The organism is Enterobacter cloacae complex sp. 2022EL-00981 (genome assembly GCF_028737495.1).
Lineage (GTDB): Bacteria > Pseudomonadota > Gammaproteobacteria > Enterobacterales > Enterobacteriaceae > Enterobacter > Enterobacter cloacae.
In genome coordinates this window covers 56646-69759 of record NZ_JAQZRK010000004.1, presented here as the reverse complement: position 1 = coordinate 69759, position 13114 = coordinate 56646, and the positions used below count along the sequence as shown (strand labels likewise).

12 protein-coding genes are annotated in these 13114 nt (G+C 55.4%); 4 read left to right on the top strand and 8 right to left on the bottom strand.

All coding sequences use genetic code 11. The features are described from left to right. Nucleotides 1-36: 36 nt before the first annotated feature. Genes recJ through xerD form a run of 3 tightly spaced genes read right to left on the bottom strand, consistent with a single transcriptional unit; the run spans nt 37 to nt 3414 of the window. Entirely contained in the window at nt 37-1770 is a 1734-nt protein-coding gene (gene recJ / locus PUZ33_RS05340) for a single-stranded-DNA-specific exonuclease RecJ (protein ID WP_058680971.1), read from the bottom strand. A 5-nt stretch (nt 1771-1775) separates the two neighbouring features. Then, nucleotides 1776-2489: a bifunctional protein-disulfide isomerase/oxidoreductase DsbC gene (gene dsbC / locus PUZ33_RS05335; protein ID WP_013098611.1), complete on the bottom strand. Its 714-nt coding sequence runs from the start codon at nt 2487-2489 to the stop codon at nt 1776-1778. Nucleotides 2490-2517: 28 nt separating this feature from the next. Then, nucleotides 2518-3414 carry a site-specific tyrosine recombinase XerD gene (gene xerD, locus PUZ33_RS05330; RefSeq protein ID WP_058680972.1) on the bottom strand — a complete coding sequence of 299 codons (897 nt, stop codon included), beginning with the start codon at nt 3412-3414 and terminating at the stop codon, nt 2518-2520. 101 nt (nt 3415-3515) lie between these two features. Between xerD and fldB the strand changes: the two genes are divergently transcribed. Further along, nucleotides 3516-4037, top strand: coding sequence for a flavodoxin FldB (fldB, locus tag PUZ33_RS05325; RefSeq protein ID WP_013098613.1), 522 nt, complete (start codon nt 3516-3518; stop codon nt 4035-4037). A 6-nt stretch (nt 4038-4043) separates the two neighbouring features. On the opposite strand, the gene PUZ33_RS05320 is transcribed toward fldB, so the two are convergent. Beyond that, nucleotides 4044-4457 carry a protein YgfX gene (locus PUZ33_RS05320; RefSeq protein WP_023620447.1) on the bottom strand — a complete coding sequence of 138 codons (414 nt, stop codon included), beginning with the start codon at nt 4455-4457 and terminating at the stop codon, nt 4044-4046. Next, nucleotides 4438-4704 carry an FAD assembly factor SdhE gene (sdhE, locus tag PUZ33_RS05315; protein ID WP_013098615.1) on the bottom strand — a complete coding sequence of 89 codons (267 nt, stop codon included), beginning with the start codon at nt 4702-4704 and terminating at the stop codon, nt 4438-4440. The genes PUZ33_RS05320 and sdhE overlap by 20 nt, the downstream gene beginning before the upstream one ends. 294 nt (nt 4705-4998) lie before the next feature. Here sdhE and ygfZ point away from each other — a divergent pair, with 294 nt between their 5' ends. Next, a complete protein-coding gene (gene ygfZ, locus PUZ33_RS05310) occupies nt 4999-5979 on the top strand; it encodes a tRNA-modifying protein YgfZ (RefSeq protein ID WP_023620448.1) in 981 nt (326 codons plus the stop codon). A 109-nt stretch (nt 5980-6088) separates the two neighbouring features. Here ygfZ and trhA read toward each other — a convergent pair whose 3' ends face one another. Next, nucleotides 6089-6748 carry a PAQR family membrane homeostasis protein TrhA gene (gene trhA / locus PUZ33_RS05305; RefSeq protein ID WP_003863433.1) on the bottom strand — a complete coding sequence of 220 codons (660 nt, stop codon included), beginning with the start codon at nt 6746-6748 and terminating at the stop codon, nt 6089-6091. A 265-nt stretch (nt 6749-7013) separates the two neighbouring features. Between trhA and PUZ33_RS05300 the strand changes: the two genes are divergently transcribed. Beyond that, nucleotides 7014-7745, top strand: coding sequence for a MurR/RpiR family transcriptional regulator (locus tag PUZ33_RS05300; protein ID WP_014833183.1), 732 nt, complete (start codon nt 7014-7016; stop codon nt 7743-7745). Between the two features lie 116 nt (nt 7746-7861). Next, nucleotides 7862-9295 carry a 6-phospho-beta-glucosidase gene (locus PUZ33_RS05295; RefSeq protein ID WP_062677016.1) on the top strand — a complete coding sequence of 478 codons (1434 nt, stop codon included), beginning with the start codon at nt 7862-7864 and terminating at the stop codon, nt 9293-9295. A gap of 69 nt (nt 9296-9364) precedes the next feature. Here the strand turns inward: PUZ33_RS05295 and PUZ33_RS05290 are convergent, their stop codons facing one another. Together PUZ33_RS05290 and gcvP are read right to left on the bottom strand one after the other, a co-directional pair. Beyond that, complete coding sequence (locus PUZ33_RS05290) at nt 9365-10108, bottom strand: SDR family oxidoreductase (protein ID WP_013098620.1); 744 nt, start codon at nt 10106-10108, stop codon at nt 9365-9367. A gap of 72 nt (nt 10109-10180) precedes the next feature. Next, nucleotides 10181-13054, bottom strand: a complete 2874-nt coding sequence (gene gcvP, locus PUZ33_RS05285) for an aminomethyl-transferring glycine dehydrogenase (protein WP_029883155.1) — start codon at nt 13052-13054, stop codon at nt 10181-10183. Between the last annotated feature and the right edge of the window lie 60 nt (nt 13055-13114).

Genomic DNA, 13114 nt, shown 5'->3' with positions numbered 1-13114 from the left:
ACGAATCCACGCCCTTTTTTATAGAGATTACTGCCGCTAAATTGGCCAGATATTGTCGATGATGATTTGAAGGGAGCGGTTACCGCGAAACTCGTTGATATCCAGTTTGTAGGCCAGTTCGACCTCGCGTACGCCATTGTCCGGCCAGACAGTGGTATCGACGTTAAAGGCAATACCATCCAACAGCGGGCCGCCGCCCACCGGTTCCACCATCACTTTCAAGTGACGTTCGCCCACGATGCGCTGTTGCAGCAGACGGAAGCGGCCATCGAACAGTGGCTCCGGAAACATCTGCCCCCACGGGCCTGCATCGCGTAGCATTTGCGCCACTTCCATGGTCATCTCCATCGGTGCGAGCTCACCGTCGGAAATCACTTCACCCTGCAGCAGAGCGGGGTCGATCCAGTCAGTCACCAGTTCGCCAAACAGACGCTGGAACTCGTCGAATTTCGCCTCTTCCAGCGACAAGCCTGCCGCCATCGCGTGACCACCGAATTTGAGCATCAGGCCCGGGTAGAGCGTATCCAGACGCTCCAGCGCATCGCGCATGTGCAGCCCCTGAATCGAACGACCGGAGCCCTTCAGCGTGCCATCGCCTGCGGGCGCAAATGCAATCACCGGACGGTGGAAACGCTCTTTAATACGCGACGCCAGAATACCCACCACCCCCTGATGCCATTCAGGGTGGTACATCGCCAGCCCGCCCGGCAATGCTTCACCGCTGCGTTCAAGCTTTTCACACAGGGTTAGTGCTTCAGCCTGCATTCCCTGTTCGATCTCTTTGCGGGTCTGGTTCAGCGCATCCAGTTCATTCGCCAGCACGCGCGCTTCACCAATGTTATCGCACAGCAGCAGCGCGACGCCGACGGACATATCGTCCAGCCTGCCAGCCGCATTCAGGCGCGGGCCGAGGGCAAAGCCCAAATCGCTGGCGGCGAGCTTGAGCGGATCGCGGTTCGCAATCTCCAGCAGCGCCTTAATACCCGGACGACACTTGCCCGCACGAATGCGGCTTAACCCTTGCCAGGTGAGGATACGGTTATTGGTATCGAGCGGTACCACGTCCGCCACGGTGCCGAGCGCAACAAGATCGAGATACTCGGCCAGATTGGGCACGGCGATCCCGCGGGACTCGAACCAGCCTTTATCCCGCAGCAGAGTACGCAGCGCCAGCATCAGATAAAACGCCACGCCCACGCCCGCCAGTGATTTCGATGGGAAATCGCAGTCGCGCAGGTTCGGGTTAATAATGGCTTCAGCGGCCGGCAGCGTGTCACCCGGCAGGTGGTGATCGGTGACCAGCACCGGGATCCCCAACTGATGCGCGTGATCGACACCCGCATGGGAGGAGATCCCGTTATCTACGGTCAGGATCATCTGCGCGCCGCGGGCATGTGCCTGATCGACCACTTCCGGGCTAAGGCCATAACCATCTTCAAAGCGGTTAGGCACCAGATAGGTGACGTTTTCGCAGCCCAGCGCGCGCAGGCTGAGCACGCTCAGCGCGGTGCTGGTGGCGCCGTCGGCATCGAAATCCCCCACCACCACAATGCGCGTGCCTTCACGAAGCGCGTTGTAGAGCATTTCAGTGGCTTTTTCGATGCCGTTCAGCTGCTGCCAGGGCAGCATCCCTTTGACGCTGCGCTCAAGATCGCCTGCACTCCGCACGCCGCGGCTGGCGTAGAGCCGCTTTAACAGCGGCGGAAGATCGGCTGGCAAATCAACCTGTGCAACCGCGTCGCGGCGGCGCAATTTTATTGGGGCTTTCACGCGGATTATTTACCACCAAACTGTTTCTGGTGCGCGTCGAGGAACTCTTTCATCTCTTTTGGCCCCTGATAGCCCGGGACAACGTAGCCGTTGCTTAAGACAATGGCTGGCGTACCGGTCACGCCAAACTGCACGCCCAGCGCGTAGTGGTTGGCAATATCAATATCACAGGAAGCCGGCTGTACACCCTTACCGTTCATCGCGTCATCAAACGCTTTGTTACGATCTTTTGCACACCAGATGGCCTTCATGTCCTGCTCAGGCTGGCTCTGCACACCCGCGCGAGGGAAAGCCAGATAACGCACGGTAATGCCCAGCGCGTTGTAATCTTTCATCTCTTCATGCAGCTTGTGGCAGTAGCCACAGGTGATGTCGGTAAAGACGGTTATAACGTGTTTTTCCTGCGCCGCCTTATAAACGATCATCTCTTTTTCAAGCGCATTCAGGTTTTTCATCAGCAGCTGGTTGGTCACGTTCACCGGCTGCGCGCCGCTTACGTCGTACATCGGCCCCTGAATAATGTGTTTGCCGTCTTCGGTCACGTACAGCACGCCGCTGTTGGTTAAAACGGTTTTCATCCCCGCCACCGGCGCAGGCTGAATATCGCTGCTGGTTACGCCGAGTTTCGTCAGCGACTGTTTGATAGCGGCGTCATCCGCATGGGCAAAACCGGTAAAAGAGGCTGCCAGCAGGGTGAACAGCGCAAAAGACTTTTTCATATAAGATCCTGTAACAATTCGTCGGCACTCACGCGCGAGGGTGGTGCTGTTGGTGTAGCTGCCGCAGGCGTTCCGTCGCGACATGGGTGTAAATTTGCGTCGTGGAAAGATCGCTGTGTCCCAGCAGCATCTGCACCACGCGCAGATCGGCGCCGTGGTTCAGCAGATGTGTCGCAAAGGCATGCCGCAACACGTGCGGCGACAGCTTTTCGCTGTCAATGCCCGCCAGTGTGGCGTAATGCTTGATGCGATGCCAGAACGTTTGCCGCGTCATCTGCTGCGCACGCTGGCTGGGGAACAAGACATCGATAGAAACGCCGTTCAGCAACCACGGACGACCGTGCTCCAGATACGTTTCCAGCCAGTACACCGCCTCTTCTCCCAGCGGGACCAGCCGTTCCTTGTTCCCTTTACCGATCACACGAACCACGCCCTGACGCAAGCTGATGTCGCTCATCGTCAGGCCAACCAGTTCCGAAACGCGCAAGCCGGTAGCATACAATAGCTCAAGCATGGCTTTATCGCGTAACTCCAGCGGCAGGTCAACAGCCGGTGATTGTAATAATCTCTCAACTTGTGCTTCGCTGAGATCTTTCGGTAGCCGCTGCGGGAGTTTAGGCGATGCCAGGAGGGCGCTGGGATCGTCCGCGCGAATTTTCTCACGATAGAGATGCTGGAACAGTCGACGCATTGCACTGAGCAGACGCGCAGAGCTGGTGGCTTTGTAGCCCCCTTCCATACGCTCGCCCAGCAACGCCTGCAGGTCGTCGCTTTGTGCGCTCTCCAGCGACAGTTCCCGGTGTGCCAGCCACTCCACCAGCATGGTGAGGTCCCGCCGATAGGCGCTCAGCGTATTTTGGGCCAGGTTTTTCTCCAGCCACAGCGCGTCGAGAAACTGTTCGATGAGTGCGAGATCCTTTTCCACATCAGCCCCTTTGATTCTGCAATCCGGGCATTATGCCTGATTGCGAGCGGTTTCTGGTACACTACGCGCAAAGTCATAGCAAGAATTGAGATAGATACGCGATGAATATTGGTCTGTTTTATGGTTCCAGCACCTGCTACACCGAAATGGCGGCAGAGAAAATTCGCGACATCATTGGCCCGGAACTGGTGACGTTGCATAACCTGAAGGACGATGCGCTCACGCTGATGGAGCAGTACGACGTATTGATCCTCGGCATCCCGACCTGGGATTTCGGTGAGATACAGGAAGACTGGGAAGCCATCTGGGATCAGCTCGATACGCTCAACCTCGACGGCAAAATCATTGCCATGTACGGTATGGGCGACCAGTTCGGTTACGGGGAATGGTTCCTGGATGCACTCGGCATGCTGCACGATAAGCTGGCACCGAAGGGCGTCACGTTTATCGGCTACTGGCCAACGGAAGGTTACGAATTTACCAGTAAAAAACCGATTATCGCAGACGGCCAACTGTTTGTCGGGCTCGCGCTGGATGAAACCAACCAGTACGATCTGAGCGACGAGCGTCTGCAAACCTGGTGCGAACAGATTCTGGGCGAAATGGCCGAGAAGTTCAGTTAACGCGTATTATTCCTGCGTCGGTTGCTGCTGCAGTAGCATCCGGCGCAGTTCCCGCCACTCCGCAATATCCATACTGTCGGCGGCCAGCCACAGATGCTGGCACTTACCGCCGCCCACCTGGCGTAACCGTAGCATCATGCCGGAACTGAGCATCCAGGGCATACCGAGGATATCCCACTCTTTACCCTGCCAGCGCAGGCGGGAGTCCATCAGTAATTTGATCTCACCCTGGCGGGCATTGATCCGGCGCTGGCTGCGCACGCTGTCAAAAACGACGAACGACAGCAACAACAGCCACAGCGGCGTATAGCTAAGCGGCCACGGCATCAGTAAAACAAATGCCGCGACCAGGCCGTGGAGCAATAACGACATCCACTGCGAGCGCCACGAGACGCGAAGATCAGATTGCCACAGGACCACGTTCCCGATTCCGTGTTTGAATTAATTGCACCATCCGTTGCAACTCGGTGTCGGCGGGCTTGCCGTGGTTCATCAGCCAGTTGAATAAATCGGGATCGTCAGACTCAAGCAGGCGAACAAACAGACGCTTATCCTCATCGCTTAAGCTGTCATACTCATATTCGAAGAAAGGCATGATGGAGATATCAAGTTCACGCATGCCGCGTCGGCATGCCCAGTGAATACGGGCCTTGTTGTTAATATCCATGTTCTGTTTCCTGCATTACGTTTGGCACAGTCGGTACCCCGTTCAGTCTTCTTTATTTCTCTGCGGGGACACTCGCTAGTGTAACGTGTTTTTGACCGTTTCTTTACTGGAATATTGCGAAGCTGAAGCGGGCTTCCAGAATAACCCCTATAAAGACAGCGGATTACACTATTTTGCGTGGCGCTACGCATTGCTGCGTTATGGCACGAATGGCCTGCTGAAAGCGCTTGCAATGGCTGTAGTCTCTTTTACCATTAGGCATTATCAAAGCGTTAAGCAATTCAGGATACCGTTATGGCATTTACACCATTTTCTCCTCGCCAGCCCGCCGCCTCTGCGCGTCTGCCGCTGACGCTTATTTCTCTTGATGACTGGGCACTGGCCACACTCGTTGGTGCCGATGCCGAAAAATACCTTCAGGGCCAGGTCACGGCAGACGTGAGCCAGATGACCGAACATCAGCACCTGCTGGCTGCGCATTGCGATCCAAAAGGCAAAATGTGGAGCAACCTGCGTCTGTTCCGCCGTCAGGATGGCTTTGCCTTTATTGAGCGCCGCAGCCTGCGTGATGACCAGCTTAAAGAGCTGAAGAAATACGCGGTCTTTTCCAAAGTCACCATTGCGCCAGATGACGAGCACGTGCTGCTGGGCGTGGCCGGTTTCCAGGCGCGTGCCGCGCTGAAAAACCTGTTCAACGAACTGCCGGATGCAGAAAAGCAGCTGGTTAGCGAAGGTGAGACCTCCATCCTGTGGTTTGAACACCCTGCAGAGCGTTTCCTGCTGGTGACCGACGCCGCGACCGCCGAGCGCGTAACTGAGGCCCTGCGCGGTGAAGCCCAGTTCAATAACAGCCAACAGTGGCTGGCACTGAACATTGAAGCGGGTCTGCCGGTGATTGACGCGGCCAACAGCGCGCAGTTTATTCCGCAGGCGACCAACCTGCAGGCGCTGGGCGGCATTAGCTTTAAAAAAGGCTGTTACACCGGCCAGGAGATGGTCGCGCGGGCAAAATTCCGCGGCGCAAATAAGCGCGCGCTGTGGACTCTGGCGGGTCACGCCAGCCGTGTACCGGAAGCAGGTGAAGATTTAGAACTGAAGATGGGTGAAAACTGGCGCCGTACCGGCACCGTGCTAGCCGCCGTTCAGCTGGATGATGGCCGTCTGCTGGTGCAGGCGGTGATGAACAACGACATGGAAGCCGACAGCGTGTTCCGCGTGCGTGATGATGCCAATACCTTGAGTATTGAGCCGCTGCCGTATTCACTGGAAGAGTGATGCTGTATCGCCCGGTGGCGCTGCGCTTACCGGGCCTACGGTTTTGGTGTTCTCCCTCTCGCTGTGGGAGAGGGTTAGGGTGAGGGCAACAGGCCGCAAGATGTAAAAACTAAACCTGCCCCACATACAAATAAATTGCCAGGAAGTGACACACGCTGCCCCCAAGTACAAAGCCGTGCCAAATAGCATGGTTATAAGGGATGCGCTTGCAGACATAGAAAATGACGCCCAACGAGTAGACCACGCCGCCTACGGCAAGCAAGGTCACGCCCCCTACCGCCAGCTTAATCGCCAGCTGATAAACCACTATCAGCGACAGCCAGCCCATCGTCAGGTAGGTCACCAGCGACAACACCTTAAACCGGTGCGCAATGGTCAGCTTAAAGAGGATCCCCAGCAGTGCCAGGCTCCAGATCACAATCATCAGGCCACGCGACAGCGGTGAGTTCAAGCCCACCAGCAGGAACGGCGTGTAGGTGCCTGCAATAAGTAGATAGATAGCGCAGTGGTCAAATTTTTTGAGCCATATCTTCGCCCGCTGATGCGGAATGGCGTGATACAGCGTCGACGCCAGAAACAGCAGGATCATACTCCCGCCATACAGGCTGTAGCTGGTAATGGCCATGGCACTGGCGTTGGTGTCCACCGCCTGCACCAGTAATAACACTAAACCGACAATCCCAAACACCAGGCCAATGCCGTGGCTGATGCTGTTGGCTACTTCCTCAGCCAGTGAATATCCCTGTGCGATTAATGGTCTGCTCACCATACAAAACTCCGGGAAAACGAAAGATGATTATTCATCGCATGACTATGCTAACTGAGAATGATTCCAGTGAACACCTGTTAGCTAAAATAATTTCAATCCATAATTTATATATAAAAATCATATATATAAAAAACCGTTTCACCTTACATTTGTTCACATTAAAATTTAATCATTATGAATCAAAGGCATAAAAATGGATCCTGCCCTCCGGCTGCATGTTATGATGGATCAATGAAGTCTGAATGAGAGTTATGCCACTGTGAGTATGTTCACCCACGCCGCCATTGCCAGTCTCAATAATCTGGAGATGATGGTCTACAACTATGTCATCAAAAATCGTGACAAAGTGATGTACATGACAATCCGCGAACTGGCGGACGCGGCGGGTGTCTCCACCACCACTATCCTGCGCTTTTGCCGCAAACTCAACTGCGAAGGCTACTCTGAATTCCGCGTACGCTTTAAGCTCTATCTGGAGCAGAATGAGCCTCAGCAGGTAAATTTTGGTGCCAGTGAAATTATCAGCTTCTTTAAAAGCGTTAATAATGAAGAGTTCGATACATTATTAGATGAAGCGGTGGAGATAATATTATCGTCCGAGCGAATTATCTTTGTCGGCGCGGGGACCTCAGGCTCGCTGGCAAAATATGGCGCACGCTTCTTTTCTAATATCGGTAAATTCAGCAACCATATCGACGATCCTTATTTCCCGGTAACCAATGACATGGCCAAAAATGCGCTGGCGATTGTACTGTCGGTATCCGGTGAAACGGAAGAGATCCTGCGCTTTGCCAGCCAGTTCAGCCTGCATCACTGCAAGGTACTTTCCATTACCAGCCATGAGCATTCGCGGCTGGCAAAACTGGCCGATTTTAATCTTTCCTGGCATGTTCCACAGACACGTATTGCAGGCGTGTATGATATCACCACCCAAATCCCCGTTATTTATATTCTGGAGTCGCTCGGGCGTAAACTGGCGAAGAAATTAACAGAATAAAACATCCTGTTTTTTGCATGTAACAAATTACAATTCAGGCAAATTGTTATATCGTGACATTTAATGTCGCTTTGCTAGACTCGATTCCAATAAGTCATGAATTGAGAATAGCAACGATGAAAAAATTAACCTTACCAAAAGATTTTTTATGGGGCGGCGCGGTTGCTGCTCACCAGGTGGAAGGCGGCTGGAACAAGGACGGCAAAGGGCCGAGCATCTGTGACGTGCTGACCGGTGGTGCACATGGCGTCCCCCGTGAAATCACTCAGGAAGTGGTACCGGGTAAATACTACCCCAACCACGAGGCCATCGATTTTCACGGCCACTACAAAGAAGACATCAAGCTGTTTGCCGAGATGGGCTTCAAATGTTTCCGCACCTCTATCGCGTGGACGCGCATCTTCCCGAAAGGTGACGAAACGCAGCCCAATGAAGAAGGGCTGAAGTTTTACGACGATCTGTTCGATGAATTGCTGAAGTACAACATCGAGCCGGTGATCACCCTCTCCCACTTCGAAATGCCGCTGCACCTGGTGCAGGAATATGGCGCCTGGACCAACCGTAAAGTGGTCGATTTCTTTGTCCGTTTCGCGGAAGTGGTCTTCGAGCGTTACAAAAACAAGGTCAAATACTGGATGACCTTCAACGAAATCAACAATCAGCGTAACTGGCGTGCCCCGCTGTTCGGCTACTGCTGCTCCGGTGTGGTCTATACCGAGCACGACAACCCGGAAGAGACCATGTACCAGGTGCTGCATCATCAGTTTGTGGCCAGCGCCCTGGCAGTGAAAGCTGCGCGTCGTATTAACCCGGAAATGAAGGTCGGCTGTATGCTGGCGATGGTGGCGCTCTATCCGTTCTCCTGTAAACCGGAGGACGTGATGTTTGCCCAGGAATCCATGCGTGAACGCTATGTCTTTACCGACGTTCAGCTGCGCGGTTATTACCCGTCTTATGTACTGAATGAGTGGGAGCGCCGTGGTTTCAACATTAACATGGAGCCGGGTGATGAGCAGATCCTGCGTGAAGGTACCTGCGACTACTTAGGTTTCAGCTATTACATGACTAACGCCGTCAAAGCAGAAGGCGGTACCGGCGATGCAATTTCAGGCTTTGAAGGCAGCGTGCCCAACCCGCATGTGAAAGCCTCTGACTGGGGCTGGCAGATTGACCCTGTGGGTCTGCGCTACTCTCTGTGTGAGCTATACGAGCGTTATCAGAAACCGCTGTTTATCGTCGAGAACGGTTTTGGCGCCTACGATAAAGTGGAAGAAGATGGCAGCATCAACGACGATTACCGCATCGACTATCTGCGCGCTCACGTGGAAGAGATGATCAAAGCCGTGACGCACGATGGCGTGGACCTGATGGGTTATACGCCGTGGGGCTGTATCGACTGCGTGTCGTTCACCACCGGCCAGTACAGCAAGCGCTATGGTTTTATCTACGTGAACAAGCACGACGACGGCACGGGCGACATGTCGCGCTCCCGTAAGAAAAGCTTCGAGTGGTATAAAGGTGTGATTGCCAGTAACGGTGAGACGCTTTAACTCTGTAACGCCGGGCGGCGCTACGCTTGATCCCCTCTCCCTTTTGGGGAGAGGGTTAGGGTAAGGGGTTTACTTCCCGCCCGCTAACTCAATAAAACTGCCCGTCACGTACGACGCTTTCTCGCTCAGCAGCCAGACAATCGCCTGGGCTACCTCTTCAGGCTGGCCGCCGCGCTGCATCGGCAGCAACGACTTAACGCGATCCACACGTCCCGGCTCTCCACCGTCGGCATGGATGTCGGTATAGATAAGCCCAGGGCGCACGCAGTTAACGCGGATACCTTGCGCCGCCACTTCCAGCGCTAACCCGGTTGTCAGTGAATCCACCGCCCCTTTGGACGCCGCGTAATCCACATACTCACCCGGTGCGCCCAGTCGTGACGCCGCGGAGGAGACATTCACAATCGCCCCACCCTTGCCGCCATGTTTGTGCGACATACGCTTTACCGCTTCACGGCAGCAAAGGAAATACCCCGTGACGTTGGTTGCCAGCACGCGATTAATGCGTTCAGCCGAAAGATTTTCGATAGTGGATTGCTCAAACAGGATCCCGGCGTTATTCACCAGCGCGGTCAGCGGCTCAGCTTCTCGGTCAAGACTGTCGAACATCGCCAGTACCTGCGCTTCATCGCTGATATCTGCGCGCAGGGCAAAGGCTTTACCGCCCGCCCCGACGATCTGGTTGATAACGTCCGTCGCAGCCTTGATATTGTGGTGATAATTCACCGCCACGGTGTAGCCTTCGTTTGCCAGCTGCAGCGCGGTGGCTTTACCGATACCGCGGCTGGCGCCTGTTACAAGTGCAATACCCATTCTTTTCTCCCAATAAAAAAGCCGGGTATGGCGGCTTCGCCATACCCGGCCTACGTTACTACATCAACACGATTACTGGTATTCGCTCATTGGTACGCAGGAGCAGAACAGATTACGGTCACCGTAGACGTCATCAAGACGTTTCACGGTTGGCCAGTATTTGTTTGCCACACCGGCCGGGAAGACCGCCAGTTCACGGCTGTAACCGTGATTCCACTCCGCCACCATTTCATGCTGCGTGTGCGGCGCATTGACCAGCGGGTTGTCTTCCAGCGTCCATTCGCCGTCCTGCACGCGGTCGATCTCCATGCGGATGGCCAGCATCGCATCAATAAAGCGGTCCAGCTCGGCTTTGCTCTCGGACTCCGTTGGCTCCACCATCAGCGTACCCGCAACCGGGAACGACATGGTTGGCGCATGGAATCCATAGTCGATAAGACGTTTGGCAATATCCAGCTCGCTAATGCCGGTCTGCTCTTTGAGCGGACGAATATCCAGAATGCACTCGTGCGCCACGCGGCCATCACGACCGGTGTAGAGCACCGGATAGGCTGACTTGAGGCGGGTCGCGATGTAGTTAGCGTTCAGGATCGCCACCTGGCTTGCCTTTTTCAGCCCTTCCGCGCCCATCATGCGGATGTACATCCAGCTGATTGGCAGGATAGAGGCGCTACCAAACGGTGCCGCTGACACCGCGCCCTGACGGGTCAGCATCCCTTCGATCTGCACCACGCTATGGCCTGGAACAAACGGTGCCAGGTGCGCTTTCACGCCGATTGGCCCCATACCCGGGCCACCACCGCCGTGCGGAATGCAGAAGGTTTTATGCAGGTTCAGGTGCGAAACGTCCGCGCCGATGAAGCCCGGCGAGGTGATGCCCACCTGCGCATTCATGTTCGCACCGTCGAGATAGACCTGGCCGCCAAACTGATGCACCACTTCACACACTTCACGGATGGTCTCTTCGTACACGCCGTGAGTCGACGGGTAGGTCACCATGATGCAGGAGAGCTTATCGCCCGCCTGTTCGGCTTTTGCACGCAGGTCAGCGAGGTCAATGTTGCCGTTCTTATCGCACGCCACCACGACCACTTCCATCCCCGCCATCTGGGCGGAGGCCGGGTTGGTGCCGTGGGCAGAGCTTGGGATCAGGCAGATATCACGGTGGCCTTCGTTACGGCTCTCGTGATAGTGGCGGATCGCCAGCAGACCGGCGTACTCACCCTGCGCACCTGAGTTGGGCTGCATGCAGAGCGCATCGTAACCTGTAAGTTTCACCAGCCAGTCGGAGAGCTGGTTGATCATCAGGTGATACCCTTCCGCCTGTTCGGCAGGGCAGAACGGGTGCAGCTCGGCAAATTCAGGCCAGGTGATAGGGATCATCTCCGCCGCCGCGTTCAGCTTCATGGTGCAGGAACCCAGCGGGATCATCGCCTGGTTCAGCGCCAGATCCTTGCGCTCCAGAGAGTGCATGTAACGCATCATCTCGGTTTCGCTGTGGTAGCGGTTAAAGACCGGGTGCGTCAGGATCGCATCGTTACGCAGCATGCTTTCCTGAATTGAGCGGCTGTCGAGCGCGACCTCTTTGTCCAGCGTATCAATATCCAGACCGTGCGCGTCGCCCAGCAACACGTTAAACAGGTTGACGATATCTACACGGGTGGTGGATTCATCGAGGGTGATGCCGACCGCGTTATGGATGTCGCTGCGCAGGTTGATTTGCGCCGCATCAGCACGCGCCAGCACCGCCGCTTTGTCCGCCACTTCAACGCACAGGGTGTCGAAGTAGTGAGCGTGACGCAGTTTGAGGCCTTTCTGCTGCAGACCGCAGGCCAGAATATCGGCCAGACGGTGAATGCGGCTGGCGATGCGTTTCAGGCCAACCGGACCATGGAACACCGCATACAGGCTGGCAATGTTAGCCAGCAGAACCTGCGAGGTACAAATGTTGGAGTTCGCTTTCTCGCGGCGGATATGCTGCTCACGCGTCTGCATCGCCATGCGCAGCGCAGTGTTACCGGCAGCGTCTTTTGACACACCGATAATACGGCCAGGCATGGAGCGTTTGAATTCATCTTTTGCCGCAAAGAATGCCGCGTGCGGGCCGCCGTAGCCCATCGGCACGCCGAAGCGCTGCGCAGAGCCGAAGACGATATCCGCACCCTGTTTGCCAGGCGCCGTCAACAGTACCAGTGCCATAAAATCAGCGGCGACGCTGACAACGACTTTGCGGGATTTGAGTTCGGTCATCAGCGCGCTGTAGTCATGCACTTCGCCGGTGGTGCCCACCTGCTGTAGCAGCACGCCAAAGACATCCTGGTGATCCAGTACTTTGTCGGCATCATCGACAATCACGTCGAAGCCAAAGGTTTCCGCACGAGTGCGTACCACATCCAGCGTCTGCGGATGAACATCCGCCGCCACGAAGAAGCGGTTGGCGTTTTTCAGCTTGCTCACGCGTTTCGCCATTGCCATGGCTTCTGCCGCGGCGGTCGCTTCATCCAGCAGAGACGCAGAGGCGATGTCGAGACCGGTCAGATCCAGGGTCACCTGCTGGAAGTTCAACAGCGCTTCCAGACGGCCCTGGGACACTTCCGGCTGATAGGGGGTATACGCGGTATACCAGCCCGGGTTTTCCAGCATGTTGCGCAGGATCACCGGCGGTAACTGCACGTTGGTATAACCCATGCCAATGTAAGACTTATAGCGCTTGTTAAGGGCTGCAATGGCCTTTAATTCTGCCAGCGCAGCAAATTCAGTCGTCGCCTCGCCCACCTGTGGTGGCGTGGCAAGCTGGATGTCTTTTGGCACGATCTGGCCGATCAGTGCGTCTAATGAATCCGCGCCAACTGTCTTCAGCATCTCCTGCTGTTGCTGAGCATCCGGCCCTATGTGACGTTCAATGAAGGCGCCACGGTTTTCAAGCTGGCTTAAAGTCTGTGTCATGAGCGATGGTTCCTGAAACGTGCAGTGAATATAAGTTCCCTCTCCCACCGGGAGAGGGTT

What these genes read in the sequence shown, in the direction of transcription:
- dsbC (WP_013098611.1), bottom strand. Translation starts at nt 2,489, where the DNA reads ATGAAAAAGTCTTTTGCGCTGTTCACCCTGCTGGCAGCCTCTTTTACC.
- fldB (WP_013098613.1), top strand. Translation starts at nt 3,516, where the DNA reads ATGAATATTGGTCTGTTTTATGGTTCCAGCACCTGCTACACCGAAATG.
- sdhE (WP_013098615.1), bottom strand. Translation starts at nt 4,704, where the DNA reads ATGGATATTAACAACAAGGCCCGTATTCACTGGGCATGCCGACGCGGC.
- ygfZ (WP_023620448.1), top strand. Translation starts at nt 4,999, where the DNA reads ATGGCATTTACACCATTTTCTCCTCGCCAGCCCGCCGCCTCTGCGCGT.
- trhA (WP_003863433.1), bottom strand. Translation starts at nt 6,748, where the DNA reads ATGGTGAGCAGACCATTAATCGCACAGGGATATTCACTGGCTGAGGAA.
- PUZ33_RS05300 (WP_014833183.1), top strand. Translation starts at nt 7,014, where the DNA reads ATGTTCACCCACGCCGCCATTGCCAGTCTCAATAATCTGGAGATGATG.
- PUZ33_RS05295 (WP_062677016.1), top strand. Translation starts at nt 7,862, where the DNA reads ATGAAAAAATTAACCTTACCAAAAGATTTTTTATGGGGCGGCGCGGTT.
- PUZ33_RS05290 (WP_013098620.1), bottom strand. Translation starts at nt 10,108, where the DNA reads ATGGGTATTGCACTTGTAACAGGCGCCAGCCGCGGTATCGGTAAAGCC.
- gcvP (WP_029883155.1), bottom strand. Translation starts at nt 13,054, where the DNA reads ATGACACAGACTTTAAGCCAGCTTGAAAACCGTGGCGCCTTCATTGAA.